This is a genomic window from Polymorphobacter sp., from assembly GCF_051860865.1.
Classification (GTDB): domain Bacteria; phylum Pseudomonadota; class Alphaproteobacteria; order Sphingomonadales; family Sphingomonadaceae; genus Sandarakinorhabdus.
Genome location: NZ_JBIMKZ010000056.1, coordinates 1 through 20,988, shown reverse-complemented (window position 1 = coordinate 20,988; position 20,988 = coordinate 1). Strand labels below are relative to the sequence as shown.

The following is a 20,988-nucleotide window of genomic DNA, read 5'->3' as shown; positions in this document are numbered from 1 at the left end:
CCATCAGCACGACAATGATGGCGAACGCGAAGGCCGCCCACAGCAACGGATTTCTGGCGATTGGCATGGCGAGGACCTATTGGGCAGGCGCGGCGGGCGCGCGCTTCTTGATTTCCTGGAGCGGAAGATAGGTGTTTACGGAGCCAGGCTCGATCACCGTCTTGTCGACCTTGGACAGCACGCTTTCCATCGTTTCCAGATACATGCGCTTGCGCGTAACTTCCGGCGACAGGCGATACTGGACGTAGACCGCATCGAATGCTGCCGACGCACCCTGGGCGGCCGCCAGCAGCTGCTGGGCATAGGCGCGGGATTGGTTGAGATACTGCTGGGCATCCTGCTGCGCAGCGGACACGTCCTTGAACGCGTCGTCGACAGCGGCCGGCGGATCGGCCTGCTTGATGTCGACGCCGCGGACATCGATGCCGCTGCGATAGCTGTCCAGCGTGTCCTGCATCCGCTCGCGGACCTGCTCGGCGATCTGGGCGCGTTGCGGGCCGATCGCGTCGGTCAGCGCGGCGCGCGATATTTCGGCGCGCATGGCCGACTCACCGACTTCGCGGACTGTCTGCTCCGGGTTGGCGAGGGTGAACAGGAACTGCTCGGGATTGCGGATCTTCCAGCGGACGGCATAGGCGAGCGTGATGATGTTCTGGTCGCCGGTGATCATCAGGTTCTCGGCGTTGCCGTCGGTGGCGCCGATGTCGATTGAGTTGATCTGCTCGACCTTGCGGAGCGTCACGGCGTCGATCGGGAACGGGAATTTGAAATGCAGACCCGGCTCGGTGGTGGCGACATAGCTGCCGAAGCGGGTGACGACGCCGCGCTCCTGCGGGTTGACCCGGTAGAAGCTGCTGAACACCAGCCAGGCGCCGATGATGGCCACCGCCGCCCAGAGTGCGCCTTTGCCGCCAAGCGCTTCAAGGCCGCCGCCGCCGCCGCCGCCGCCGAATGGGCTGTTGCCGCCGCCGCCACCGCCGGGAAGCGAGGCGCGAAGCTTCTCCTGCCCGCGCCGGATGATGTCATCGAAATCCTTGTTGCCGGTTGGGCGGGGGCCGGTGGGACGGCGCTGGGGGCCGTCGCCCCACGGGCTGCGCGGCCCTTCCGGCTTGTTGCCTTCCGATTTGGGACCGCCGCTCTCGCGTTCGCCCCAAGGCCCTTTGTTCGGGCTATCGTCGTTATTGTTCTGCCAGGGCATGGGAAAGGGGGTTCCGTGTCTCGTCAAAAGTGTCTGTAACCATATATACGCGCTCTCGCCCGGATTGCGAGGGCGCGACAATTGGGCCCCCGGCAGCGCGCGGGCGGCAATCGGGAGACGGGGCGTGACGCTGAAGGACAAAGTGGCGGAGGCCCTGCGCGGGGTTCCCGATCCGGCCGTTGGCGGTGCAGGCCGCGACGTGCTGTCGAGCGGTCGCGTTGCCGGGATCGTGGTCAAGGAAGACGGGGCGGTCGGTCTCGTGCTGTCGGTCGACGGGCTGGCGCGTGCCGAGGCCGAGCGGCTGCAAGCGGCGATCGAAGTGGCGGTGAATAATGTTGCCGGCCCGAAGGCGGCTCGGATCATCCTGACCGCCGATCGTGGGGCGGTGCCCGCCGGCGCCCGGCCCGAGGCCTCGACGGTTCCCGGCATCCGCAAGCTGCTGGCGGTGGCCAGCGGCAAGGGCGGCGTCGGCAAGAGCACGGTGGCCGTCAACCTGGCGGTGGCGCTGGCGCGGCAGGGGCTGGCCGTGGGGCTGCTCGATGCCGATATCTATGGACCGTCGGTCCCGACCCTGCTCGGCATCGAGGGGCGGGCGCAGCTCGAGAACAGTCGGTTACAGCCGGCCGAGGCGCACGGCGTCAAGGCGCTGTCGATGGGAATGATGACCGATCCGAAGAAGGCTATTGTCTGGCGGGGGCCGATGGCCAGTTCGGCGTTGGTCCAAATGGTCGAGCAGTGCGACTGGGGGGTGCTTGATGTGCTGGTGATCGACCTGCCGCCGGGCACCGGCGATATCCAGCTGACACTGGCGCAGAAATTGAAGCCCGATGGTGCGGTGATCGTCTCGACGCCGCAGGATCTGGCGCTGATCGATGCGCGCCGGGCGGTGGCGATGTTCGGCGAGGTCGGGGTCAAGGTGCTGGGGCTGATCGAGAATATGAGCGGCTATGCCTGCCCCGCGTGTGGGAATGTCAGTGATCCGTTCGGCAGTGGCGGAGCGGAGGCCGAGGCGGCGAGTATCGGCGCGCCGTTCCTGGGGCGGGTGCCGCTCGATATCGGTATTCGGACTGATTCGGACGCCGGACGGCCCGGGCAGGGCCGGGCCGGTGAGGTTTTTGCGCCAATTGCGGTGCGTGTGGCGGAGGTGCTCGGACTATGAGCCTGTTGACGAGCGACGAGGAGATTGCCGGGCTGCTGGGCCGGGTGAAGCGGATCGCGCTGGTCGGCGCTTCCGACAATCCGGGCCGGGCGGCCCATGGCGTGATGAAATTCCTGCTGGCGCGGGGCTATGAGGTGGTGCCGGTCAATCCGACGCTTGCCGGCCAGACGCTGCTGGGGCAGCCGGTGTTGGCGTCGCTGGCCGATGCGGGTCCGGTGGACATGGTCGATGTCTTCCGCCGGTCCGATGCGCTGCCGGCGATCGTCGAAGAGGCGATCGCGGCGAAGGCGGGCGCCTTGTGGACGCAACTTGGCGTGGTAAATGACGAGGCGTTGGCACGCGCCGTGGCAGCGGGGCTCGACGTGGTGGTGGATCGCTGCCCCAAGATCGAGGTGGCGCGACTGGGACTGTAGCAGCGGGAGGGGGCTCGATGGCGCCAGGGCATTTTGAACCGCCCCGTCTCGGCCTCTGGGCATTGTTCGGCAAGTTCCTCGGTTTCGGGCTGCTGGCCTTTGGAGGGCCGGTGGCACAGATTGCCATGCTCCGGCAGTCGCTGGTCGCCGAGGGCCGCTGGATCGATCCGGCTCGCTTCGATCGGCTGCTGGCCGTGTTGCAGGCGCTGCCGGGCCCCGAGGCCCATGAACTGTGCGTGCACATGGGGATGATCGCGAGGGGTCGCCTCGGCGGGCTGGTGGCCGGGCTCGGCTTCATGCTGCCCGGCCTGGTGCTGATGCTCGCGGCGGCCTGGCTGTATGTCGAATGGATTGCCGGCGACCCGCGGTTGGCGCCGGTATTGCTCGGCGTGCAGATCGTGGTTCTGGCTGTGATCCTGAGGGCCGCCATTCGTATCGGCCAGCATGTCATCGAGGACTGGGCGCTGGGCGTCATCGCCATGGCCGCGTTGCTGGCGTCGGTGGCGGGTGTGCCGTTCTGGATCATCCTGCTGGCGGGCGGCGGCCTCCATGCCGCAGCCGCGCGGCCGTTGGTCGTCGGCGTTGTCCTCGTGCTGGCGGCTGGCGCCGCCATGGCGATGGCCGGTGTCGCTGCTGGAGACGCCCCGGTCGCGGCCGGGGGACCGATCACGTTGGTGGCCTTGTTCATCGCGGGGCTGAAGGGGGGACTACTCACCTTCGGCGGTGCTTACACCGCCATTCCCTATGTTCGGGCGGATACGGTCGGGCGCGGCTGGCTCGATGATGCGACGTTCCTCGATGGGATTGCGCTTGCGGGCGTTCTGCCGGCACCGCTGGTGATCTTCGCCACCTTCGTCGGCTATGTCGCCGGCGGCCTGGCCGGAGCGCTGGCGATCACGGCGGGCATGTTCCTGCCGGCGTTTGCCTTCTCACTGATCTTCTTCGAGCGGCTGGAAGCTGCGGTGGAGCATCCAGCCTTGCATCGCTTCCTGACCGGCGTGGCCGCTGCGGTGATCGGTATCATCGCCGAGACCTTCGTTGCACTTGGGAAGACGACGGCGCTGCGTGTGTCCAGTCCGCTGGTGGCAGGAGCGCTGTTCGGCGTCGCCTTGCTTGTTGTCTGGCGGGTCAAGGGCGCCTGGCTGGTGCCGCTACTGGTGGCTGCCGGCGCTATCGCCGGAGCACTGACCACGCCCTAGTCGATCAGCATACTAAACCGTTCGGTTTACTGTTCGTGTTCAGGCGTGATACTAAACCATATGGTTTATGATCGTCTCGATTCCACATTCATGGCGCTCGCCGATCCCACCCGCCGCGGCATGCTGGCGGCACTGGCGCGCGGGGAACAGTCGGTCGGCATGCTCGCCGCGCCATACCGAATGACGCTGGCCGGCGCATCCAAACATGTCGGCGTGCTCGAACGTGCCGGCCTCGTCGAGCGGCGCAAGGTCGGGCGCCAGCAGCTGTGTCGGTTGAATGCCCGGCGGATGCAGGAAGCGCGGGACTGGCTGAGCCAGTGGGAACGCTTCTGGACCGACCGGCTCGATGTCCTGGAAGCGGTTTTGAAGGAGGACCAGCGATGAGCGATGTGACAAGGGTGACAGCGCAGCGCCTGCGCTTCGAACGGCTGCTGGATGCGCCGGTGGAGACGGTCTGGGCCTATCTGGTCGATCCGGCGCTAAGGGCGCGCTGGTTCATGGGCGGCCCGACCGACCTTCGGGTCGGCGGATCGATCGGCATGACGATGGAGCATGACCGGCTCTCGGACGGCGACGTGCCCACGCCCGAGCGCTACCGTACACATCTCGGCAAGTGCTGGACCGAGCGTATCACCCGGCTCGACCCGCCGAACGTGCTTGCCTTCACATGGGATGATGGCGCGGCCGGAGAGGTCACCATCACGCTGCGGGCGCAACAGGGTGGCACGCTGCTGGTGCTGATTCATGACGGGCTGCGCGGCTTGGACGACGCACATAATTTCGGCGGCGGCTGGCATGCCCATCTGGCGGCGCTGGCGCGGCGGGTTCGCGGCGATGGCGTTGCAGATTTCTGGGCGTTGCATGGGCAGGCCGAGGGTGAAATCGAGCGAGCGCTGGGGGATGGCCCGGCTGGTTAACGCGCCCGCCGTGCTGCCAGCGTTGCCATGGCGTGCTGCAGATAGCGCAGGACCAGGGGGTGGCGGCCGGCCGTGGCGGTGGCGAGGCCCTGGATCACCGGGTCCGGCTTGTTGAAGACCAGCGGGGCGCCATGACGATCGGTGACGGTGCCGCCGGCTTCGGTTACGATCAGCGCCGATGCGGCCACGTCCCATTCGTTGATGGTGCGGCCTTCCAGCCAGGCATCGGCTTCGCCGGCGGCGACCTTGGCCATCCGCAACGCCAGGCTGTTCGGCTTCTCGACGATGCTGCCGTCGGGCCAGGGGGCCGGCCAGAAGCTGGCGTTCAGGCTCTGCGCGTCGATCGGCAGGCGCAGGCCGGCGGGCGCGGAATCCATGGTGATCGGCTGGCCGTTGAGCCGCGCGCCCAGGCCCGCGACGGCGGTGTAGAGCTGGTCGCGTGCCGGCGCGGCGAGCGCGGCGACGATCGGCCGGCCATTCTCGACCAGGGCCAGGCTGACCGCCCAGCCGGTGCGGCCGCGCACGAAATCGCGGGTGCCGTCGATCGGATCGATCACCCAGAGCCGGGGCCGGGTCAGCCGGGCCGGGGTGTCGGCGGTTTCCTCGGACAGCCAGCCGTCATCGGGGCGCTCGCTGGCCAGCGTCTGGCGGAGATAATCGTCGACGGCGATATCGGCGCGGCTGACCGGGTTGCCGACGGATTTCTCCCACCAGTCTTCCGGGCCGTGGAAATGGCCAAGCGCCAGCTGGCCGGCGGTGGTCGCGAGGCGGATGGCGAGCGCGAGATCGGTTTCCGCCATCAGGCGCCGGCGATCGTCATGCCTTCCACGCGCAAGGTGGGCGCGTTGCTGGCGTGGCGGAAGGCGAGATCGTTGGCCGGGGTCAACGCCAGGAACATGTCCTTGAGGTTGCCGGCGATGGTGATCTCGGCGACCGGGCGGGTGATCTGCCCTTCCTCGATAAGGAAGCCGGCGGCGCCGCGCGAATAGTCGCCGGTCAGGCCGTTGACGCCCATGCCGATCAACTCGGTGACCAGCAGGCCGCGCTTGATGTCGGCGATCAGCGCGTCGGGGCTGAGCGGGCCGGGGGCGATATGGAGGTTGCTGGCCGAGGCGCCGGGCGGGCCGCTGGTGCCGCGGCTGGCATGGCCGGTGGGGGCAAGGCCGAGCTGATGGGCGCTGGCGGCATCGAGCAGCCAGGTGGTGAGGATGCCATCTTCGATCAGCGCCAGCCGCCGGGTGGGCAGGCCTTCACCATCGAAGCTGCGCGAGCGCAGGCCGCGCGGGCGCAGCGGATCGTCGATGATCTGGATGCCGGGCGCGAATACCTGCTGGCCCATCGAATCCTTGAGGAAGCTGGTGCCGCGGGTGATGCTGCTGCCGGTGATGGCGCCGATGAAATGGCCGATCAGGCTGGCCGAGACGCGCGGATCGAAGACAATCGGATATTGGCCGGTATCGAGCTTGATCGGCGCCAGCCGCCGGGTGGCGCGGGTGCCGGCGCGGGTGCCGATGGCGGTCGCGTCTTCAAGATCGGCGAAAAAGCGGGCGCTGTGCCAGGCATAGTCACGCTGCATGCCGGCGCCCTCGCCGGCGATGACGCTGGCCGACAGGCTGTACGACGAGGAGGCGCGGCCGGCGGCGAAGCCGGTGCTGGTCATCAGCGCGGTGTTGGCGCGTCCCTGGGCGGCGCCTCCGCCTTCCGAATTGGTGACGCCGTGGACGGCGCGCGCCGCGTCCTCGGCCGCCAGCGCCAGCGCCTTCAGCCGTTCGGAGGGAAGATCGGTAGGGTCGTTGATATCGAGTTCGGGCGGCTGGCCCTTCAGCAGCAGCGCCTCGGGGGCGAGGCCGGCGTGCGGGTCCTCGGGTGCCAGCCGTGCCATGGCGACAGCGCGGTCGGCGGCTTCGCGCAGCGCGGCCGGTGACAGGTCGGAACTGGTGACGCTGGCCGAACGGTTGCCGATAAACACCCGCAGGCCGAGCTCTTCGCCCTCCGAGCGGCCGACATCCTCGAGCTGGCCGAGTCGCACGGCGATCGAGGTGCTGGCGTCACCGGCGTAAAGGGCGTCGGCTGTATCGGCTCCGGCGGTACGGGCGGCGGCGAGGATGGTGTCGAGGCGGTCGAGCGCCTGGGGGATGGTGAGCATCGGGCTGGCTTAAGCGGTGCGGCCGGCCGGGTCCAGTGGTGCGGCTTTCAGGCGAGGCCGACGACGGCGGTCGCGGCGAACAGCAGCAGCCCGGCCTGATGGTTGGCGCGGAACAGGCGCAGGGCGTTGGTACTGTCGGACGGCCGCAATGCCATGACCTGCCATGCGAGATGAAGGGCGAAGGGCAGGGCGGCGAGCGGGCTGAGCGGATCGGGCAGCGCCAGATAGAGTGCGGTTGCCAGCAGTGCAGCGCTGAGCGCGTAAAACAGGGCGATGCCGATGCGGGCGTGCCGGCCGAGCCGTCGTGCTGAGGAGCGGATGCCGGCCATGGCGTCGTCCTCGATGTCCTGAAGGGCGTAGATGGTGTCATAGCCCAGCGTCCAGGCGATGCCGGCGGCGTAGAGCAGCAGCATCGGCGGGGCGGGATCGGTGATCGCCGTGTAGCCGACCAGCGCGCCCCAGTTGAAGGTGAGCCCGAGCCAGGCCTGCGGCCACCAGGTGATGCGCTTCATGAACGGATAGGCGGCGACGAGTGCCAGGCTGGCGAGAGCAACGATCTGCGCGAATGGACGGAGCTGGAGCAGCACGATCAGGCCGAAGGCGGACAGCGCCACCGCGTAGATTAGCGCCGCGCGGACGCTGATGGCGCCGCTGGCCACCGGCCTCGCCCGGGTTCGGGCAACGCGGGCATCGAGATCGCGATCGACAATGTCGTTCCAGACGCAGCCGGCGGCGCGCATGGCGAAGGCGCCGAGCGCGAACCACAGGACCAGCGCCCAGTCCATGTAAAGCCCGCCGGCCAGCGCCAGTCCGGCCGGGGCTGGCCAATAGAGCAGCCAGGCGCCGATCGGACGGTCGAGCCGGGCCAGCCGGGCATAGGCGCGGGCGCGCGGGGGCAGCTTGTCTATCCAGCCGACGGCTTCGGCATCGGGGGTCGCCTCGGCAGCGATGCTCCGTTTCGGGGGAAGGGGCGCTGTGCTAGCCACGGCCCCATGAGCGAAAACACAGCCGATCTGTCAACCACGCCGCGGCTTTATGTCGAGGGGCCCTTGTCGGCCGGGCGGGAAATCGCGCTGCGCGATGCGCCGGCCCATTACCTCGGCAGCGTCATGCGCCGGCAGCCGGGCGACATGGTGCGCCTGTTCGACGGTACCAGCGGCGAATGGGCGGCGCGCGTGCTGGCCGTGGCGCGCAAGTCGGTGACCTTGGTGGTGGCGGCCCCGTCCGCCCCGCAGGAGGCGATGGCAGATCTGTGGCTGTGCTTCGCGCCGCTGAAGCGCGGGCGTATCGACTGGTTGGTGGAGAAGGCCTGCGAGCTGGGGGTGGCGCGGCTGGTGCCGGTGATCACCCGACGCACCATCGTTGACCGACTCAATGCCGAGCGGCTCCAGGCGCATATGATCGAGGCGGCCGAGCAATGCGGGCGCACGGCGCTGCCCGTGCTGGCTGAACCTGTGACGCTGCCTTCATTGATGCGGGACTGGCCGGTCGAACGCGCCCTGTATTTTGCCGACGAGACCGGTGGCGCGCGGCTGGTCGAGACGGTAATGCCCGGGCCGGCGGCGTTTCTGGTCGGGCCGGAGGGCGGATTCATGACCGAAGAGGCCGCCATGATCAGGGCTGTGCCGGCTGCGAAACCGGTGAGTCTGGGCCGGCGCATCTTGCGTGCAGACACGGCAGCCATTGCGGTCATTTCGGTCTGGCAGGCGCTGGTCGGCGACTGAACGCATCGGCATGGCGAGACAGCTGGCGCTATTTTGCATTGGTTAACAACAAGGTGACCATATTCCTAACGTGCGCAATTGAACGAGAGGCGGTATAGGTATAGTCCGAATCGGTAATTACTGCATTGACTTGGGGTGTATGAACGTTCGTTTTCGTCATGATCGCCTAATGAAAGGGCTGGTGACGTCTCGCCGTGGTGCAGTCGCGGCCGAGTTCGCTTTGGTAACGCCGATTCTGCTGACGCTGTTGATGGGTGGCTTCGAATATGGCTTCATGGCCTATTCGATGAGCGCGATGCAATTCGGCGCTAATGTTGTCGCCCGGGATATCGCCGTTAACAATCTGAGCCGGGCCGAGGCGGAGAATCGCCTTGTTGCCTATCTGCCGTCGTGGATGAGCGATGATGTCGACATGTCGCTCACGGAGAGCAACCCGACCGACCCGCGGCTCAATTCGGTGACGATCGAAGTTGAGGTACCGTCCACATCGGCGACACCGATCGCCATGGTGTCGCGGCTTTATCCCTGGACGATTTCTGCCAGTGCCAATGTACGGCAGGAGCTTCCCTATGTGGATTGATCGTCTGCGCCATAACCGCAGGGGCGCCGTTGCCTATGTTGTCGCGGCCGCGCTGCCGGTGATGCTCGGTGGCATGGCTTTTGCTGTCGACATGTCGGTCTATCGGGTGGTGCACAACCGGATGCAGGGCGCGACCGACGCGGCAGCGCTGGCCGCGCTTGCAGCGGTGGTCGACAATGCGGACGCGTCGGCCGCAGCGCTGGCCTCGGCTGAAGAGAATGTGCCGTCGGGCTTCGGCGATTTCATTACCGAAGATGATGTGACGGTCGGTCGTTACAGCGAGGCGACCGGATTCGTGCCGGGCGCTGGTGCCGATGCCAATGCGGTTCGCGTGGTGGCCGTCCGCAGCGAAGGGCGGGGCAATGCCGTGCCACAGATCTTCTCGGGCCTGTTTGGCGCCTCGCGGCCCGAGATCAGCGTCATGGCCATTGCTGCCCGCCCGATGAACGTCTTCTACGAGCCGCCGCAGTCGCTCCGGCTCGATGCCGAGGCCGGCGATTTCAACGAACTTTACGCCTATTGCTACAATTATGCCGGGACCGGTACGCCGGCGTCTCGGCGCAGCCAGGAAACGCTCATTTCCAACAATCTGCCGGCCGGCCAGAACATCGTGACGATCAGCGGCAATGTCATCACGGCTAATCCTGCTGCCGAGCCTGTCTGGCCGAACTGCAACGCCGAAGGCCAGAGCATCAGTTTCCGGCTGCGCAATGTCCGCCACGCCAAGTCCAATCCGGCCTTGTGGGCGAACCCGAATGCCACGGTCGAAGGCAAGAAGCCCGGGCGGCCGGAACATAATTATTATTCGGATACGGTGATCAACAACGGAACCGAGACTTTCGCATTTACCAGCGCTCTGGTCGAGACCGTCATCTGCAATTCCTACGCCCAGTGCAATCCGACCGCATCCGGCAACGTCATTCCCAAAGGCAAGAACCGCTTCCCGCGGACGGCGGCCACTGGCTGTACCCCGGGCAAGTTCATGTATTTCGGCTGGGAAGATCGTCCGCCGGGTCAGAGCGGCGCCAGTGGCTCCTGGATCGATCCGGCATGGACGGACAAGGATTATGACGACATCGCCATTGTCATGAAGTGCCCGAACAGCGGGCGCCTCGGCGACGGACTAGTACGGTTAGTCCGCTAGATCGCCAGTTCACCTGAACAGATGGGACGGCCGTGGGTGGAACCAGCGATATACTGTGATCACGGAGGTGGTCGTGGGAATCGATTCCACTGACAGGCATTGATCGGCAGGCACTTCTTCGGCGTTGATCGGGATTGGCCGGTTCGGTGGAGTTTCTACGGATCGCAGCCCATGCACGCATACCAACTTCTCCGACGCGCCGTCAGGACGCTGGCAAAAGCCACGGCGGACAGCTAAGCGCGCGAGTATGAGCACCCATCAATCCCTGGCGGCGGACGACGCCCCGATCACCACCCGCGCGGCGCTGATCGGCGTGTTCGAGGACGGCGGCAAACCCGTCGACGCCTGGCGGATCGGGACCGAGCATGAGAAATTCGTCTATCGGCTGGCTGACCATCGGGCGCCCTCCTATGAAGAGCCCGGTGGCATCCGCGACCTGTTGCTCGGCATGGAGCGCTTCGGCTGGGAGCCGGTGATCGAGGGCGGCCATGTCATCGCGCTGAAGGGGGCGGACGGTGCCATCAGCCTCGAGCCGGCCGGGCAGTTCGAATTGTCTGGCGCGCCCGTGGAAAACATTCACCAGACCTGTGCCGAATCAAACCGGCACCTGGCCCAGTGCCGCGAAGTGGGAAATGAACTCGGCCTTGGCTTCCTGGGTCTCGGCTTCTGGCCCGACAAGCGCCGTGACGAGCTGCCATGGATGCCCAAGGGCCGCTACGCGATCATGCGCGCCCATATGCCGCGTGTCGGCGGTCTCGGGCTGGATATGATGACGCGGACTTGCACGATCCAGACCAACCTCGACTATGCCGGCGAGGCCGATATGGTGAAGAAGTTCAGGGTCAGCCTTGCCTTGCAACCGCTGGCAACGGCGCTGTTCGCCAATTCGCCGTTCGGTGAAGGCAAGCCCAACGGATTTCTCAGCTATCGCAGCCATATCTGGACCGACACCGATCCGGCGCGCACCGGCACGCTGCCGTTCGTCTTCGAGGATGGTTTCGGTTTCGAGCGCTATGCCGATTACGCGCTCGATGTGCCGATGTATTTCGTCTACCGCGCCGGCAAATATATCGACGCGGCGGGTCAGAGCTTCCGCGATTTTCTCGCGGGGCGGCTACCGGCGCTGCCCGGCGAGACGCCGACGATCGCCGACTGGAAGGATCACCTCTCGACCGCGTTTCCCGAGGTGCGGATGAAGGGTTATCTTGAAATGCGCGGCGCCGATGGCGGCCGCTGGGACCGGATCTGCGCGCTGCCGGCGCTATGGGTCGGCCTGCTTTACGACGATGTTGCGCTCGATGCGGCGTGGGAGCTGGTGAAGAACTGGACGGCCGAGGACCATGCCCGGCTGCGCGACGATGTTCCGCGGCTGGCGCTGAAGGCGCCGAGCCCGCTTGGCGGCAGCCTGCAGGCGCTGGCGAAGCAAGTGCTGGCGATTGCCGATGCCGGGCTGGCGCGGCGGGCGCGGCAGAACCGCATGGGCGACAGCGAACAGGGCTTCCTCAACCCGCTGCGTGAAATTGCCGACAGCGGCTTGACCAACGCCGAGCGTCTGCTGGCCCGGTACGAGGGCAGCACCGATTTCATCTACGAGACCGAAAGCTATTGAGGGGGACCCGGGGGTGGCCAAGGTTTTTGTGACGGGGGGAGGGCGCGGCATCGGCGCGGCGATCAGCACGACGCTGGCGGCGGCGGGATGGCATGTCATCATCGGCTATGCCCGGGATGAGGGTGCCGCCCGGCGCGTCGCCGACGCCATCATGGCTGCCGGCGGTCGTGCCGAAACCTGTGCCTGTGACGTAACCGATATCGAAAGCTTTGCCGGTGTTGCAGAGAGGCTCGGGCCGATCGACGCGCTGGTGCACAACGCCGGCATATTGATCGGGGGTCCGCTGGCGACCTCGACAACGGCCGACTTCGACGCGCTCTACGAGGTGACGTTGAAAGGGCCCTATTTTCTCACCCAGGCGCTGGCGCCGCAGCTGGTCGATGGCGGGCGTCTGCTGTTCGTCTCATCGAGCACGGCCGAACGCGCCGCCGCGATGTTTCCGGCCTATGCCGCGATGAAGGCGGCGCAGAATCATCTGGTGACATCGCTGGCGCTGTCGCTCGGCAGCCGGGGCATCACCGTCAACGCCATCGGGCCCGGGCTGACCCCGACCGACATGACCGGTGAGCTGGCACGCGACCCTGGCATCGTGGCGCGGGTAACCGCCAATACGGCGCTTGGCCGGATGGGCACGCCGCAGGACATTGCCGATGCGGTCGAGCTGCTGCTGTCAGACAAGGCCGGCTGGATCACCGGCCAGTATATCGGCACCCATGGCGGGGTGGCGCTCTAGGCGGGGCGGCGGGCCGCTGCGTAAAGTGCGATGGCGGCAGCGTTCGAGACGTTCAGGCTTTCCATCGCGGCGCTGATCGGCAGCTTGGCCAGCTGGTCGCAGCGCTCGATAGTCAGCGCCCTGAGCCCTTCGCCCTCGGCGCCCATCACCAGCGCTGGCCGCGCGATGCCCAGCGCTGTTTCGAGATCGGTATCGGCGGTGCCATCGAGGCCGATCCGCCAGAATCCGGCCTCGCCGATTTCGTCGAGGGCGCGGGCGAGATTGACGACGCGGCACCAAGGCAGATGTTCGAGCGCGCCCGATGCTGCACGGGCCAGTGCCCCGGTTTCGGACGGGCTATGGCGATCCTGGGTGACTAGCGCCCTTGCGCCGAAGGCCAACGCTGACCGCATAATGGCGCCCACGTTGTGCGGATCGGTGACCTGATCGAGCACGAGGATCGGCCGACGGTCATTGTCAGTCTGGGCTTCTGCGAGGATATCCCCCAGCCAAGCCGGCTCGAGCGGGTCGACCTCCAGGACAAACCCCTGATGCGGCGCATCGGCGGGCACCAGACGACCGAGATCATGGTCATCGCCATATTGCACCGTCAGGCCCGGCGGGATGACGATGGTCTTTGCCGAGGCATGGGTGACGTGCAGTTTCCGGAACGAGCGTTCCGGATTATCCAGCGCCGCAAACACGGCGTGACGGCCGTAAAGGCGCGGGAACGGGCTTTTCTGGCCCTGTTGCGATCGGGGATGTGGTCTGCGGCCCATGGCCGGGGCATAGCGACTATGCCCCGGCCTGTCAGCCTATCTTAAAAAGCTTCTTCAGCTGCCGGCTCGAGCGGCCTCGACGGCGGCAGCAAAGGCTTCGGCGGTCATGCCGATCGCCAGTTTGCCATCCTTCAGCATGAAACTGTCGGCCGGTACCTGGGCTTCGCCGGTCTCGGTCTTGATCAGCACCATGTTGTTCTCGACGATGTCGACCGTCCCGATCGGCTGGCCTTCGGCGCCGATGACCGGTGTGCCGTTGGTGAGCATAGCGTTGATCTGGGTGCGATCGGCAGCCGCGGCAGAATTCGCGGCACCATCGAGTTCGGCTTTGGTGGCGGCAAGCAGCGGACCATCGGGTGTCTGGCCGAATGAACTCGGCGGGATCGCCACCTGGTTCGTCCCGGTATTGACGATGACGCTATTGGCCTCGACCGCATCGATCGTGCCAACGACGCCGCCGGCTGTATCCTTGACCGTCGCGCCGACGACCAGCTTGTCATTGGCCGTGGCGGTGGCAACTGCGGCCGGCGCGGCTGCCTGCTGGGCGGCCAACGGAGCGGCCGCAAGGCCTGCAGCAAACAAGGCCGTTGTGGCGATGAGCATGGGGCGCATGGTTAACTCCTGTATCTAGAGGGCAGACTTGCCCGTCGATACGAAGATAAGCTGCGATTCGGCCTTTTGTGCCCTGCCTATCGATGAACCGTTGCACAGCCGGGGCAAGGTGGCTGTTTCGGGGGGAGAGTGGTGGAGGGGGTTGGATTTGAACCAACGTAGGGAAAACCCGGCAGATTTACAGTCTGCTGCCATTGACCGCTCGGCCACCCCTCCACGCGCACTGAGTGCGAGGGGCGCTAGTGGCGAATGGGGGGTGGCATTGTCAACGGCCGTGGCTGGCTTTTTTTACCGGCGAGGCGCTCAGCCCCGGTCCGGCACCACCCGGTCCCGGCCCATCCGCTTGGCGGTATAGAGCGCGCGGTCGGCGCGTTCGAGGATTGTGGAAGCGGTATCATTGGGCGTGTCGTTGGTCACTCCTGCCGAGAACGTGACACGGCCGAGGCTCGATCCGTCCACGGCGTTGCGGATGATCTGGCCGGCGAGGCGGGCCCGGATCTGATCGATGGTGGCCGTCGCCATCGCCAGCGGCTGGCCCGGCAGAACGGCAACAAACTCCTCCCCGCCCAGCCGCCCGACCGTGCCGCCGGCGACGTCCGACTGGCTGGCGAGATGGTCGGCGACGAAGCGCAGGACATCGTCGCCGAGCGAATGGCCGAAGCGGTCGTTGACCCGCTTGAAATTGTCGATGTCCATCAGCGCCAGCGACAGCGGCTTGCCGGCGGACCGGGCTTCGGCTTGCGCCTGCTCGATCAGTGCAATGGTGCCACGACGGTTGAGCAGACCGGTCAGCTGGTCGGTTATGGCGGCGCGCTGGGCGGCGCCGAGTTTGACGGAGAGCGTGCGCGCCTCAGTAACGGCGACTGCCAGGTCGGCGGCCAGCTTGGCATTGGCCGCCTGCATGGTGTTGGTGGCTTCGCCGAGATTCTCCAGAAGTTCGGCCAAGGCGGCGGCCTCCAGCGGCGTCGACAGGGCAGACGAGCCGTGGGTGAGGGCGCGATCATATTGGGCAAGGTTGGTCTGGCCGACTTCGATGGTCTCGGTCAGCGCCCGCGCCTGGCCATGGACCACCTCGACCAGCTCGGCGACGTCGCCAGTGCTGATGCCGTCGACATATTTGACCCGCAGATCGAGAAGGGTGGGCAGATCGAGTTGGCGGTCGGCAATGACGCGGTCGATGGCCAGTGACAGGTCGTGATTCTCGTCGCGCACATAGCGCCACAGCACATCATAGACCGGGGGCTCGGGCGGCAGGTCCTGGGCGATGAGGAAGCTGCGGATCTGATCGAACCAGGCCAGCGCCGCCGTGCTCGCCGGGGCCTCGGTCTCGGCGACCAGGCGCCCGCTTTCCATCGTCATGCATGTTCTCCCGCATTCTCTTGTCACCGGCTGTGCGAAGGGAAACGGCGGTGGCGGCCGGAGATTAAGGTGGCAGGGGGATATATTTGGCGGCTGGAGCGGGTAGCGGGAATCGAACCCGCGTATTCAGCTTGGAAGGCTGCTGCACTACCATTGTGCTATACCCGCCCGGTTGGCCGGACGCCTCGAAATAGGCGTGGTTTCACGCGCTTGCAACTGTCCGCTTGCGAAGGTGGTGCGAGCGCTTTATAGGCCAGCGCCCGACCCTAGGAGTGTAGCTCAGCTGGTAGAGCATCGGTCTCCAAAACCGAGGGCCGGGGGTTCGAGCCCCTCCACTCCTGCCAGTTGGCGCCTGGGTCGGCCTGTCCGACCCGGCGCCAGCGGGTCCGGCGCCGGATGGAATGGCCCGGAGCGGAATGGCAGGGTGATCAGCGTTCGCGTTGGTGCTAGGGTGCAGTTGTTGACGGACAGGATGTAATGGCAATCGAATCCAAGGCAGGCGAAAAGGCGAAAGCACCGCGGGTTTCCGTGGGCGAGTTCGTGCGCCAGGTGCGTGCCGAAGCCGCCAAGATCGTCTGGCCGACGACGTCCGATACCATCCGCATGACGATCATGGTGCTGATCATGACGACGCTGCTGTCATTGTTCTTTCTGGGCGTGGACAAGATTCTGGGCGGCATTGTCCAGTTCCTGCTCGGCTTGGCTGGTTGAGGATCCACATGGGACGCTGGTACATCATTCACGCCTATTCGGGCTTCGAAGGCAAGGTTCGCGACGCCATCCTGTCCGAGGCGCAGCGCATGGGTCTCGATGCCTTCATCGACGAGGTGTCGGTGCCGACCGAGACGGTCAATGAAGTGTTCAAGGGCAAGAAGCGCGCGGTCGAGAAGAAGGTCTTCCCCGGCTATGTGCTCGCCAAGCTGCAGATGACCGACGATGTCTATCACCTCGTCAAGAACACCCCGAAGGTGACCGGTTTTCTCGGCCAGCAGAACAAGCCGCAGCCGATCAGCGAGGCCGAAGCCGCGCGTATTCTTAACACCAAGGCCGAGGAGACCCCGGCCACCAAGATCAAGCTGAAGGCCAATTTCGAGATCGGCGACCAGGTGCGCGTTCTCGATGGCCCATTCGCGTCGTTCAACGGCCTTGTCGAGGAGATCGACTTCGACCATGGCCGCGTCAAGGTTTCGGTGTCCATCTTCGGCCGGGCCACGCCCGTCGAGCTGGGCTTCGAACAGGTTGAGAAGCAGAAGTAGCTCAACCGGTCCACCGTGGGAGGCCGTGACCCGGCCGCTTGCACCACATGAAGGAGTGCCATCATGGCAAAGAAGATTACCGGATACATCAAGTTGCAGGTGAAGGCTGGCGCCGCCAATCCTTCGCCGCCGATCGGCCCGGCGCTGGGCCAGCGCGGCGTCAATATCATGGAATTCTGCAAGGCGTTCAACGCGCGTACCGAGAAGCTGGAGAAGGGCACCCCGATCCCGACGGTGATCACCGTCTATGCCGATCGCTCGTTCAGCTTCGAGACCAAGACGCCGCCGGCCAGCTATCTGTTGAAGATGGCAGCGGGCCTCAAGTCCGGTGGCGCGACCACCGGCAAGGGCGACTTTGCCGGCAAGGTCAAGCAGTCGCAGATTCGCGAGATCGCCGAGACCAAGATGGCGGACCTGAACGCCAATACCGTTGAAATGGCCATGCGGACCATCGAGGGCAGTGCGCGCTCGATGGGCCTCGAAGTGGTGGAGGGCTGAGATCATGGCACAGAGCAAGAAAGCCAAGGCGCTCGCCGCCGCCGTTGACCGTGACACGCTGTATGATCTCGATACCGCGCTGGCGATGGTGAAGAAGAATGCCACGTCGAAGTTCGACGAGACCATCGAGGTGGCGATCAACCTCAATGTCGATCCGCGGCATGCCGACCAGATGGTCCGTGGCGTGGTGACGCTGCCCAAGGGCACCGGCAAGTCGGTGCGCGTCGGCGTGTTCGCGCGCGGCGCCAAGGCTGACGAAGCCCGCGCCGCCGGTGCGGAAGTCGTCGGTGCCGAGGACCTGCTGGAGATCGTCCAGGGCGGCACCATCGATTTCGATCGCTGCATCGCCACGCCGGACTTGATGGGCCTCGTCGGCCGCCTCGGCAAGGTGCTGGGCCCGAAGGGCCTGATGCCGAACCCGAAGCTTGGCACGGTGACGATGAACGTCGGAGAAGCGGTGAAGGCGGCCAAGGGCGGCCAGGTGGAATATCGCGTCGAGAAGGCCGGGATCATCCATGGCCTGCTCGGCAAGGCGAGCTTCCCGCAGGAGGACCTGCGCGCCAACTTCGATGCGCTGCTCGATGCCGTGGTGCGGGCCAAGCCGTCGGGCGCCAAGGGCAAGTATTTGCAGAAGGTGGCGCTGTCCTCGACCATGGGGGCTGGCGTGCGTGTTGATACGAATACGGTCGGTCATTCGATCTGAGATTTTCGTCTCGATGATAGCGAAGGGGCCGGGAGCAATTCCGGCCCTTTTTCTTGACGGGCGGGCAAAAATCGTTATGGCGCATGGATCGGTTGCAGGCATGCCTGCACCCAACCGTCCGAGATTGCCGGTGAGGTTCGCCTCTTAAGCCGCCAGATATCATTTGGTGGGCCTGCATGAGACGATTGACCGAATTCTTGCCGCACGCGTGTCGTGCGGCTTTCGTTCATCGTTGGACGGGCCATGGCTGCCCGTGAAATCGGGTGGCCCTGGTTCCGCCGGTACGCGCTTGCGCGTGCCAAACCCAGCCCGCCCCGGTTCGCCGGGGTGACATGAAGGAGAGACCATGGATCGCTCGCAAAAAGCCGATACCATTGCCGGCCTCGCTTCGACGCTGGCCGAAACCTCGGTGGTTGTGGTCACCCGCAACCACGGGCTCACCGTTGCTCAGGTCAATGACCTTCGCAACCGGATGCGCAAGGCCGGCGCCAGCTTCAAGGTGACGAAGAACCGCCTGGCGCGGATCGCCATCGAGGGCACGCCCTATCAGCCGCTCGGCGAGATGCTGACTGGCCCGACGGGCTTCGCCACGTCTGCCGATCCGGTGGCCGCGGCCAAGGCGGCGGTGGACTTTGCCAAGACCACGGACAAGTTCGAGATCGTCGGCGGTGCCATCGGCGCCCAGATGCTCGATGTGAACGGTGTCAAGGCACTGGCCGAACTGCCGTCGCTCGATGAGCTGCGTGCCAAGCTGATCGGCCTGTTGAATGCGCCGGCGACCAAGATCGCCCAGCTTTCGACCGCGCCAGCTGCCAAGCTCGCCCGCGTCGTTCAGGCCTATGCCGATAAGGCTGCCTGATCATTTCGTCATAATTCACTGATTTTAGGAGATTTACCATGGCTGACCTGAACGCAATCGTTGAACAGCTTTCCACCCTGACCGTGCTTGAAGCTGCCGAACTGGCCAAGATGCTTGAAGAGAAGTGGGGCGTTTCCGCCGCTGCTGCCGTTGCCGTCGCCGGCCCGGCCGGTGGCGCCGCGCCTGCCGCTGCTGTCGAAGAGCAGACCGAGTTCGACGTGATCCTGACCGGTGACGGTGGCAAGAAGATCAACGTCATCAAGGAAGTCCGCGCCATCACCGGCCTGGGCCTGACCGAAGCCAAGACGCTGGTCGAGTCGGCGCCGAAGCCGATCAAGGAAGGCATCTCGAAGGCCGACGCCGAGAAGATCAAGAAGCAGCTTGAAGAAGCCGGCGCGACCGTCGAACTCAAGTAAGGCAGCTGCGGCTCCGCCGCATCCAGCCGATGAAGCAGGGCGGTTCCTTCGGGAGCCGCCCTTTTTCATTGGCCCCTTCCCGAACGCCAGCAACTGTCCTATATGGGCGACATAGAGGACGCGCCGAAGGGCCGTTCCTCCTTGTCCTCTCCGGGACACGGCCTGTTTAGCGATGCGGCCGCGACGCATGGGAGGGGCAGGATCGATCGCCAGTGCCGTGTGGCATTCGGACGCAGGAGACTGCGTTCGTCTGTCGCGCGGCTTTTGTTGTCTCCGCTTTTGCGGAGGCTCGGCAGATGACTACGAGAGGCGAAGACACTCCATGGCCACCCAGATGAAGCCCCCGATCGCGCCCAAGCCCTTCAATGCCCGTCGCCGCGTCCGCAAGGATTTCGGCAAGATCGGCGAAGTGGTGCAGATGCCGAACCTGATCGAGGTGCAGCGCGACAGCTACGAGCATTTCCTACGGTCGCGCCCTGCCGAGGGCTATGTCTCGGGCTTGGAAAAGACGCTGCGGTCGGTGTTCCCGATCCGCGACTTTGCCGGCACCGCCGAACTGGACTTCGTTCATTACGAGCTCGAAGACCCGAAATACGATACCGATGAGTGCCGCCAGCGCGGCATGACCTATGCCGCCCCGATGCGGGTGACGCTGCGGCTGATCGTCTTCGAAGTCGATGCCGAGACCCGCTCCGTGCTCGATATCAAGGAGCAGGACGTCTACATGGGCGACATGCCGCTGATGACGATGAACGGCACTTTCATCGTCAACGGCACCGAGCGCGTGATTGTCAGCCAGATGCATCGTTCACCGGGCGTGTTCTTCGATCATGATCGCGGCAAGACCCATGCCAGCGGCAAATATCTGTTCGCCGCCCGGATCATTCCCTATCGTGGCTCGTGGCTCGATTTCGAGTTCGACGCCAAGGACATCGTCAACGTCCGCATCGACCGCAAGCGCAAGCTGCCGGTGACGACTTTGCTCTATGCGCTCAACTGGAATTCCGAGGAAATCCTCAATCTGTTCTACAACCGCGTCACCTGGGTGCGCGGTCATGGCTCGAAGGGCGAGGCCGGCTGGGTGGTGCCGTTCGTCGAGGCCAACTACCGGAACCTGAAGCCGAGCTTCGACATCGTCAACGCCGAGACGGGTGAAGTCATTTTCCCGCTCGGCACCAAGATCACGCCGCGGGCCGTGCGCAAGGCGGCCAGCGACGGGCTGAAGACCCTCCTGATCCCGACCGAGGAAATCTTCGGTCGTTATTCGGCGTTCGACATCATCAACGAGTCGACCGGCGAGATCTACATCGAGGCCGGCGACGAGCTGACTGCCGAGAATCTCGAGAAGATCGACAAGTCGGGCCAGTCGTCGATCGAACTGCTCGACATTGACCATGTCTCTGTCGGTCCGTGGATCCGCAACACGCTGATGGCCGACAAGGTCGAGGAGCGCGATCATGCGCTGTCCGAAATCTATCGCGTCATGCGCCCTGGCGAACCGCCGACCCGCGAGACCGCCGAAGCCATGTTTTATGGTCTTTTCTTCGATGAGGATCGCTACGATCTGTCGGCGGTCGGCCGCAACAAGATGAACATGCGCCTCGAATTGGATGCGCCGGATGACATGACCGTGCTGCGCCGCGAGGACATTCTCGCGGTGGTGAAGACGCTGGTCAATCTGAAGGACGGCAAGGGCGAGATCGAC

General features: G+C 65.5%; 23 protein-coding genes, 3 tRNA genes and 1 pseudogene. 18 read left to right on the top strand and 9 right to left on the bottom strand.

Annotated features, from left to right (window positions below; all coding sequences use genetic code 11):
- Positions 1-76: 76 nt before the first annotated feature.
- Positions 77-1,198 carry an FtsH protease activity modulator HflK gene (gene hflK, locus ACTIFJ_RS10980; RefSeq protein ID WP_439534152.1) on the bottom strand — a complete coding sequence of 374 codons (1,122 nt, stop codon included), beginning with the start codon at positions 1,196-1,198 and terminating at the stop codon, positions 77-79.
- A gap of 124 nt (positions 1,199-1,322) precedes the next feature.
- Here hflK and ACTIFJ_RS10975 point away from each other — a divergent pair, with 124 nt between their 5' ends.
- Genes ACTIFJ_RS10975 through ACTIFJ_RS10955 form a run of 5 tightly spaced genes read left to right on the top strand, consistent with a single transcriptional unit; the run spans position 1,323 to position 4,886 of the window.
- Positions 1,323-2,357 (top strand): P-loop NTPase, encoded by a 1,035-nt coding sequence (locus ACTIFJ_RS10975; RefSeq protein ID WP_439534151.1) that lies wholly within the window; start codon positions 1,323-1,325, stop codon positions 2,355-2,357.
- Positions 2,354-2,770, top strand: a complete 417-nt coding sequence (locus ACTIFJ_RS10970) for a CoA-binding protein (RefSeq protein ID WP_439534150.1) — start codon at positions 2,354-2,356, stop codon at positions 2,768-2,770. Before ACTIFJ_RS10975 ends, ACTIFJ_RS10970 begins: the two co-directional genes overlap by 4 nt.
- Positions 2,771-2,787: 17 nt before the next feature.
- The gene (chrA, locus tag ACTIFJ_RS10965) at positions 2,788-3,969 is read left to right on the top strand and encodes a chromate efflux transporter (protein WP_439534149.1); all 1,182 of its coding nucleotides are present in this window, start codon (positions 2,788-2,790) and stop codon (positions 3,967-3,969) included.
- Positions 3,970-4,029: 60 nt separating this feature from the next.
- Positions 4,030-4,353 carry an ArsR/SmtB family transcription factor gene (locus ACTIFJ_RS10960; RefSeq protein ID WP_439534148.1) on the top strand — a complete coding sequence of 108 codons (324 nt, stop codon included), beginning with the start codon at positions 4,030-4,032 and terminating at the stop codon, positions 4,351-4,353.
- Positions 4,350-4,886, top strand: coding sequence for an SRPBCC family protein (locus ACTIFJ_RS10955; protein ID WP_439534147.1), 537 nt, complete (start codon positions 4,350-4,352; stop codon positions 4,884-4,886). The genes ACTIFJ_RS10960 and ACTIFJ_RS10955 overlap by 4 nt, the downstream gene beginning before the upstream one ends.
- Here ACTIFJ_RS10955 and ACTIFJ_RS10950 read toward each other — a convergent pair.
- Genes ACTIFJ_RS10950 through ubiA form a run of 3 tightly spaced genes read right to left on the bottom strand, consistent with a single transcriptional unit; the run spans position 4,883 to position 8,018 of the window.
- Positions 4,883-5,686, bottom strand: coding sequence for a 3'(2'),5'-bisphosphate nucleotidase CysQ (locus ACTIFJ_RS10950; protein WP_439534146.1), 804 nt, complete (start codon positions 5,684-5,686; stop codon positions 4,883-4,885). The two genes, ACTIFJ_RS10955 and ACTIFJ_RS10950, sit on opposite strands and share 4 nt — an antisense overlap.
- Entirely contained in the window at positions 5,686-7,032 is a 1,347-nt protein-coding gene (locus ACTIFJ_RS10945) for a TldD/PmbA family protein (protein ID WP_439534145.1), read from the bottom strand. Before ACTIFJ_RS10945 ends, ACTIFJ_RS10950 begins: the two co-directional genes overlap by 1 nt.
- 47 nt (positions 7,033-7,079) lie before the next feature.
- Positions 7,080-8,018 carry a 4-hydroxybenzoate octaprenyltransferase gene (ubiA, locus tag ACTIFJ_RS10940; RefSeq protein WP_439534144.1) on the bottom strand — a complete coding sequence of 313 codons (939 nt, stop codon included), beginning with the start codon at positions 8,016-8,018 and terminating at the stop codon, positions 7,080-7,082.
- 6 nt (positions 8,019-8,024) lie between these two features.
- Between ubiA and ACTIFJ_RS10935 the strand changes: the two genes are divergently transcribed.
- From ACTIFJ_RS10935 to ACTIFJ_RS10915, 5 genes are all read left to right on the top strand, one after another.
- A complete protein-coding gene (locus tag ACTIFJ_RS10935; protein WP_439534143.1) occupies positions 8,025-8,756 on the top strand; it encodes a 16S rRNA (uracil(1498)-N(3))-methyltransferase in 732 nt (243 codons plus the stop codon).
- Between the two features lie 139 nt (positions 8,757-8,895).
- On the top strand, positions 8,896-9,336 hold the full coding sequence (locus ACTIFJ_RS10930) for a TadE/TadG family type IV pilus assembly protein (protein ID WP_439534142.1): 441 nt from the start codon (positions 8,896-8,898) through the stop codon (positions 9,334-9,336).
- On the top strand, positions 9,326-10,480 hold the full coding sequence (locus tag ACTIFJ_RS10925) for a TadG family pilus assembly protein (protein ID WP_439534141.1): 1,155 nt from the start codon (positions 9,326-9,328) through the stop codon (positions 10,478-10,480). The genes ACTIFJ_RS10930 and ACTIFJ_RS10925 overlap by 11 nt, the downstream gene beginning before the upstream one ends.
- A gap of 247 nt (positions 10,481-10,727) precedes the next feature.
- Positions 10,728-12,089, top strand: coding sequence for a glutamate--cysteine ligase (locus ACTIFJ_RS10920; RefSeq protein ID WP_439534140.1), 1,362 nt, complete (start codon positions 10,728-10,730; stop codon positions 12,087-12,089).
- Between the two features lie 13 nt (positions 12,090-12,102).
- Positions 12,103-12,822 (top strand): SDR family NAD(P)-dependent oxidoreductase, encoded by a 720-nt coding sequence (locus ACTIFJ_RS10915; protein WP_439534139.1) that lies wholly within the window; start codon positions 12,103-12,105, stop codon positions 12,820-12,822.
- Here the strand turns inward: ACTIFJ_RS10915 and rlmB are convergent.
- The 5 genes from rlmB to ACTIFJ_RS10890 form a co-directional block, all read right to left on the bottom strand.
- Entirely contained in the window at positions 12,819-13,580 is a 762-nt protein-coding gene (gene rlmB / locus ACTIFJ_RS10910) for a 23S rRNA (guanosine(2251)-2'-O)-methyltransferase RlmB (protein ID WP_439534138.1), read from the bottom strand. The two genes, ACTIFJ_RS10915 and rlmB, sit on opposite strands and share 4 nt — an antisense overlap.
- A 54-nt stretch (positions 13,581-13,634) precedes the next feature.
- Entirely contained in the window at positions 13,635-14,192 is a 558-nt protein-coding gene (locus ACTIFJ_RS10905; protein ID WP_439534137.1) for a hypothetical protein, read from the bottom strand.
- Between the two features lie 130 nt (positions 14,193-14,322).
- Positions 14,323-14,408: transfer RNA gene (locus ACTIFJ_RS10900), tRNA-Tyr, on the bottom strand.
- An 87-nt stretch (positions 14,409-14,495) separates the two neighbouring features.
- A complete protein-coding gene (locus tag ACTIFJ_RS10895) occupies positions 14,496-15,551 on the bottom strand; it encodes a diguanylate cyclase (RefSeq protein ID WP_439534136.1) in 1,056 nt (351 codons plus the stop codon).
- A gap of 94 nt (positions 15,552-15,645) precedes the next feature.
- Positions 15,646-15,719 (bottom strand) — tRNA-Gly (locus ACTIFJ_RS10890).
- Between the two features lie 100 nt (positions 15,720-15,819).
- Between ACTIFJ_RS10890 and ACTIFJ_RS10885 the strand changes: the two genes are divergently transcribed.
- The 8 genes and pseudogenes from ACTIFJ_RS10885 to ACTIFJ_RS10850 all read left to right on the top strand — a co-directional run.
- Positions 15,820-15,895: transfer RNA gene (locus ACTIFJ_RS10885), tRNA-Trp, on the top strand.
- Between the two features lie 133 nt (positions 15,896-16,028).
- The gene (gene secE / locus ACTIFJ_RS10880; protein ID WP_439534135.1) at positions 16,029-16,262 is read left to right on the top strand and encodes a preprotein translocase subunit SecE; all 234 of its coding nucleotides are present in this window, start codon (positions 16,029-16,031) and stop codon (positions 16,260-16,262) included.
- Between the two features lie 8 nt (positions 16,263-16,270).
- The gene (gene nusG, locus ACTIFJ_RS10875) at positions 16,271-16,807 is read left to right on the top strand and encodes a transcription termination/antitermination protein NusG (RefSeq protein WP_439534134.1); all 537 of its coding nucleotides are present in this window, start codon (positions 16,271-16,273) and stop codon (positions 16,805-16,807) included.
- Between the two features lie 63 nt (positions 16,808-16,870).
- Complete coding sequence (gene rplK / locus ACTIFJ_RS10870; RefSeq protein WP_439534133.1) at positions 16,871-17,305, top strand: 50S ribosomal protein L11; 435 nt, start codon at positions 16,871-16,873, stop codon at positions 17,303-17,305.
- Between the two features lie 4 nt (positions 17,306-17,309).
- Positions 17,310-18,008, top strand: coding sequence for a 50S ribosomal protein L1 (rplA, locus tag ACTIFJ_RS10865; protein ID WP_439534132.1), 699 nt, complete (start codon positions 17,310-17,312; stop codon positions 18,006-18,008).
- Positions 18,009-18,354: 346 nt separating this feature from the next.
- Complete coding sequence (rplJ, locus tag ACTIFJ_RS10860) at positions 18,355-18,867, top strand: 50S ribosomal protein L10 (protein WP_439534131.1); 513 nt, start codon at positions 18,355-18,357, stop codon at positions 18,865-18,867.
- 38 nt (positions 18,868-18,905) lie between these two features.
- A complete protein-coding gene (gene rplL / locus ACTIFJ_RS10855) occupies positions 18,906-19,283 on the top strand; it encodes a 50S ribosomal protein L7/L12 (RefSeq protein ID WP_439534130.1) in 378 nt (125 codons plus the stop codon).
- Between the two features lie 322 nt (positions 19,284-19,605).
- Positions 19,606-20,988: pseudogene (locus tag ACTIFJ_RS10850) on the top strand (DNA-directed RNA polymerase subunit beta); the annotation flags it as partial.

Excerpts from the sequence above, each read along its gene's own strand:
- hflK (WP_439534152.1), bottom strand. The coding sequence starts at position 1,198 with ATGCCCTGGCAGAACAATAACGACGATAGCCCGAACAAAGGGCCTTGG.
- ACTIFJ_RS10970 (WP_439534150.1), top strand. The coding sequence starts at position 2,354 with ATGAGCCTGTTGACGAGCGACGAGGAGATTGCCGGGCTGCTGGGCCGG.
- chrA (WP_439534149.1), top strand. The coding sequence starts at position 2,788 with ATGGCGCCAGGGCATTTTGAACCGCCCCGTCTCGGCCTCTGGGCATTG.
- ACTIFJ_RS10960 (WP_439534148.1), top strand. The coding sequence starts at position 4,030 with ATGGTTTATGATCGTCTCGATTCCACATTCATGGCGCTCGCCGATCCC.
- ACTIFJ_RS10955 (WP_439534147.1), top strand. The coding sequence starts at position 4,350 with ATGAGCGATGTGACAAGGGTGACAGCGCAGCGCCTGCGCTTCGAACGG.
- ACTIFJ_RS10950 (WP_439534146.1), bottom strand. The coding sequence starts at position 5,686 with ATGGCGGAAACCGATCTCGCGCTCGCCATCCGCCTCGCGACCACCGCC.
- ACTIFJ_RS10945 (WP_439534145.1), bottom strand. The coding sequence starts at position 7,032 with ATGCTCACCATCCCCCAGGCGCTCGACCGCCTCGACACCATCCTCGCC.
- ACTIFJ_RS10935 (WP_439534143.1), top strand. The coding sequence starts at position 8,025 with ATGAGCGAAAACACAGCCGATCTGTCAACCACGCCGCGGCTTTATGTC.
- ACTIFJ_RS10930 (WP_439534142.1), top strand. The coding sequence starts at position 8,896 with ATGAACGTTCGTTTTCGTCATGATCGCCTAATGAAAGGGCTGGTGACG.
- ACTIFJ_RS10925 (WP_439534141.1), top strand. The coding sequence starts at position 9,326 with ATGTGGATTGATCGTCTGCGCCATAACCGCAGGGGCGCCGTTGCCTAT.
- ACTIFJ_RS10920 (WP_439534140.1), top strand. The coding sequence starts at position 10,728 with ATGAGCACCCATCAATCCCTGGCGGCGGACGACGCCCCGATCACCACC.
- rlmB (WP_439534138.1), bottom strand. The coding sequence starts at position 13,580 with ATGGGCCGCAGACCACATCCCCGATCGCAACAGGGCCAGAAAAGCCCG.
- ACTIFJ_RS10905 (WP_439534137.1), bottom strand. The coding sequence starts at position 14,192 with ATGCGCCCCATGCTCATCGCCACAACGGCCTTGTTTGCTGCAGGCCTT.
- ACTIFJ_RS10895 (WP_439534136.1), bottom strand. The coding sequence starts at position 15,551 with ATGACGATGGAAAGCGGGCGCCTGGTCGCCGAGACCGAGGCCCCGGCG.
- secE (WP_439534135.1), top strand. The coding sequence starts at position 16,029 with ATGGCAATCGAATCCAAGGCAGGCGAAAAGGCGAAAGCACCGCGGGTT.
- nusG (WP_439534134.1), top strand. The coding sequence starts at position 16,271 with ATGGGACGCTGGTACATCATTCACGCCTATTCGGGCTTCGAAGGCAAG.
- rplK (WP_439534133.1), top strand. The coding sequence starts at position 16,871 with ATGGCAAAGAAGATTACCGGATACATCAAGTTGCAGGTGAAGGCTGGC.
- rplA (WP_439534132.1), top strand. The coding sequence starts at position 17,310 with ATGGCACAGAGCAAGAAAGCCAAGGCGCTCGCCGCCGCCGTTGACCGT.
- rplJ (WP_439534131.1), top strand. The coding sequence starts at position 18,355 with ATGGATCGCTCGCAAAAAGCCGATACCATTGCCGGCCTCGCTTCGACG.
- rplL (WP_439534130.1), top strand. The coding sequence starts at position 18,906 with ATGGCTGACCTGAACGCAATCGTTGAACAGCTTTCCACCCTGACCGTG.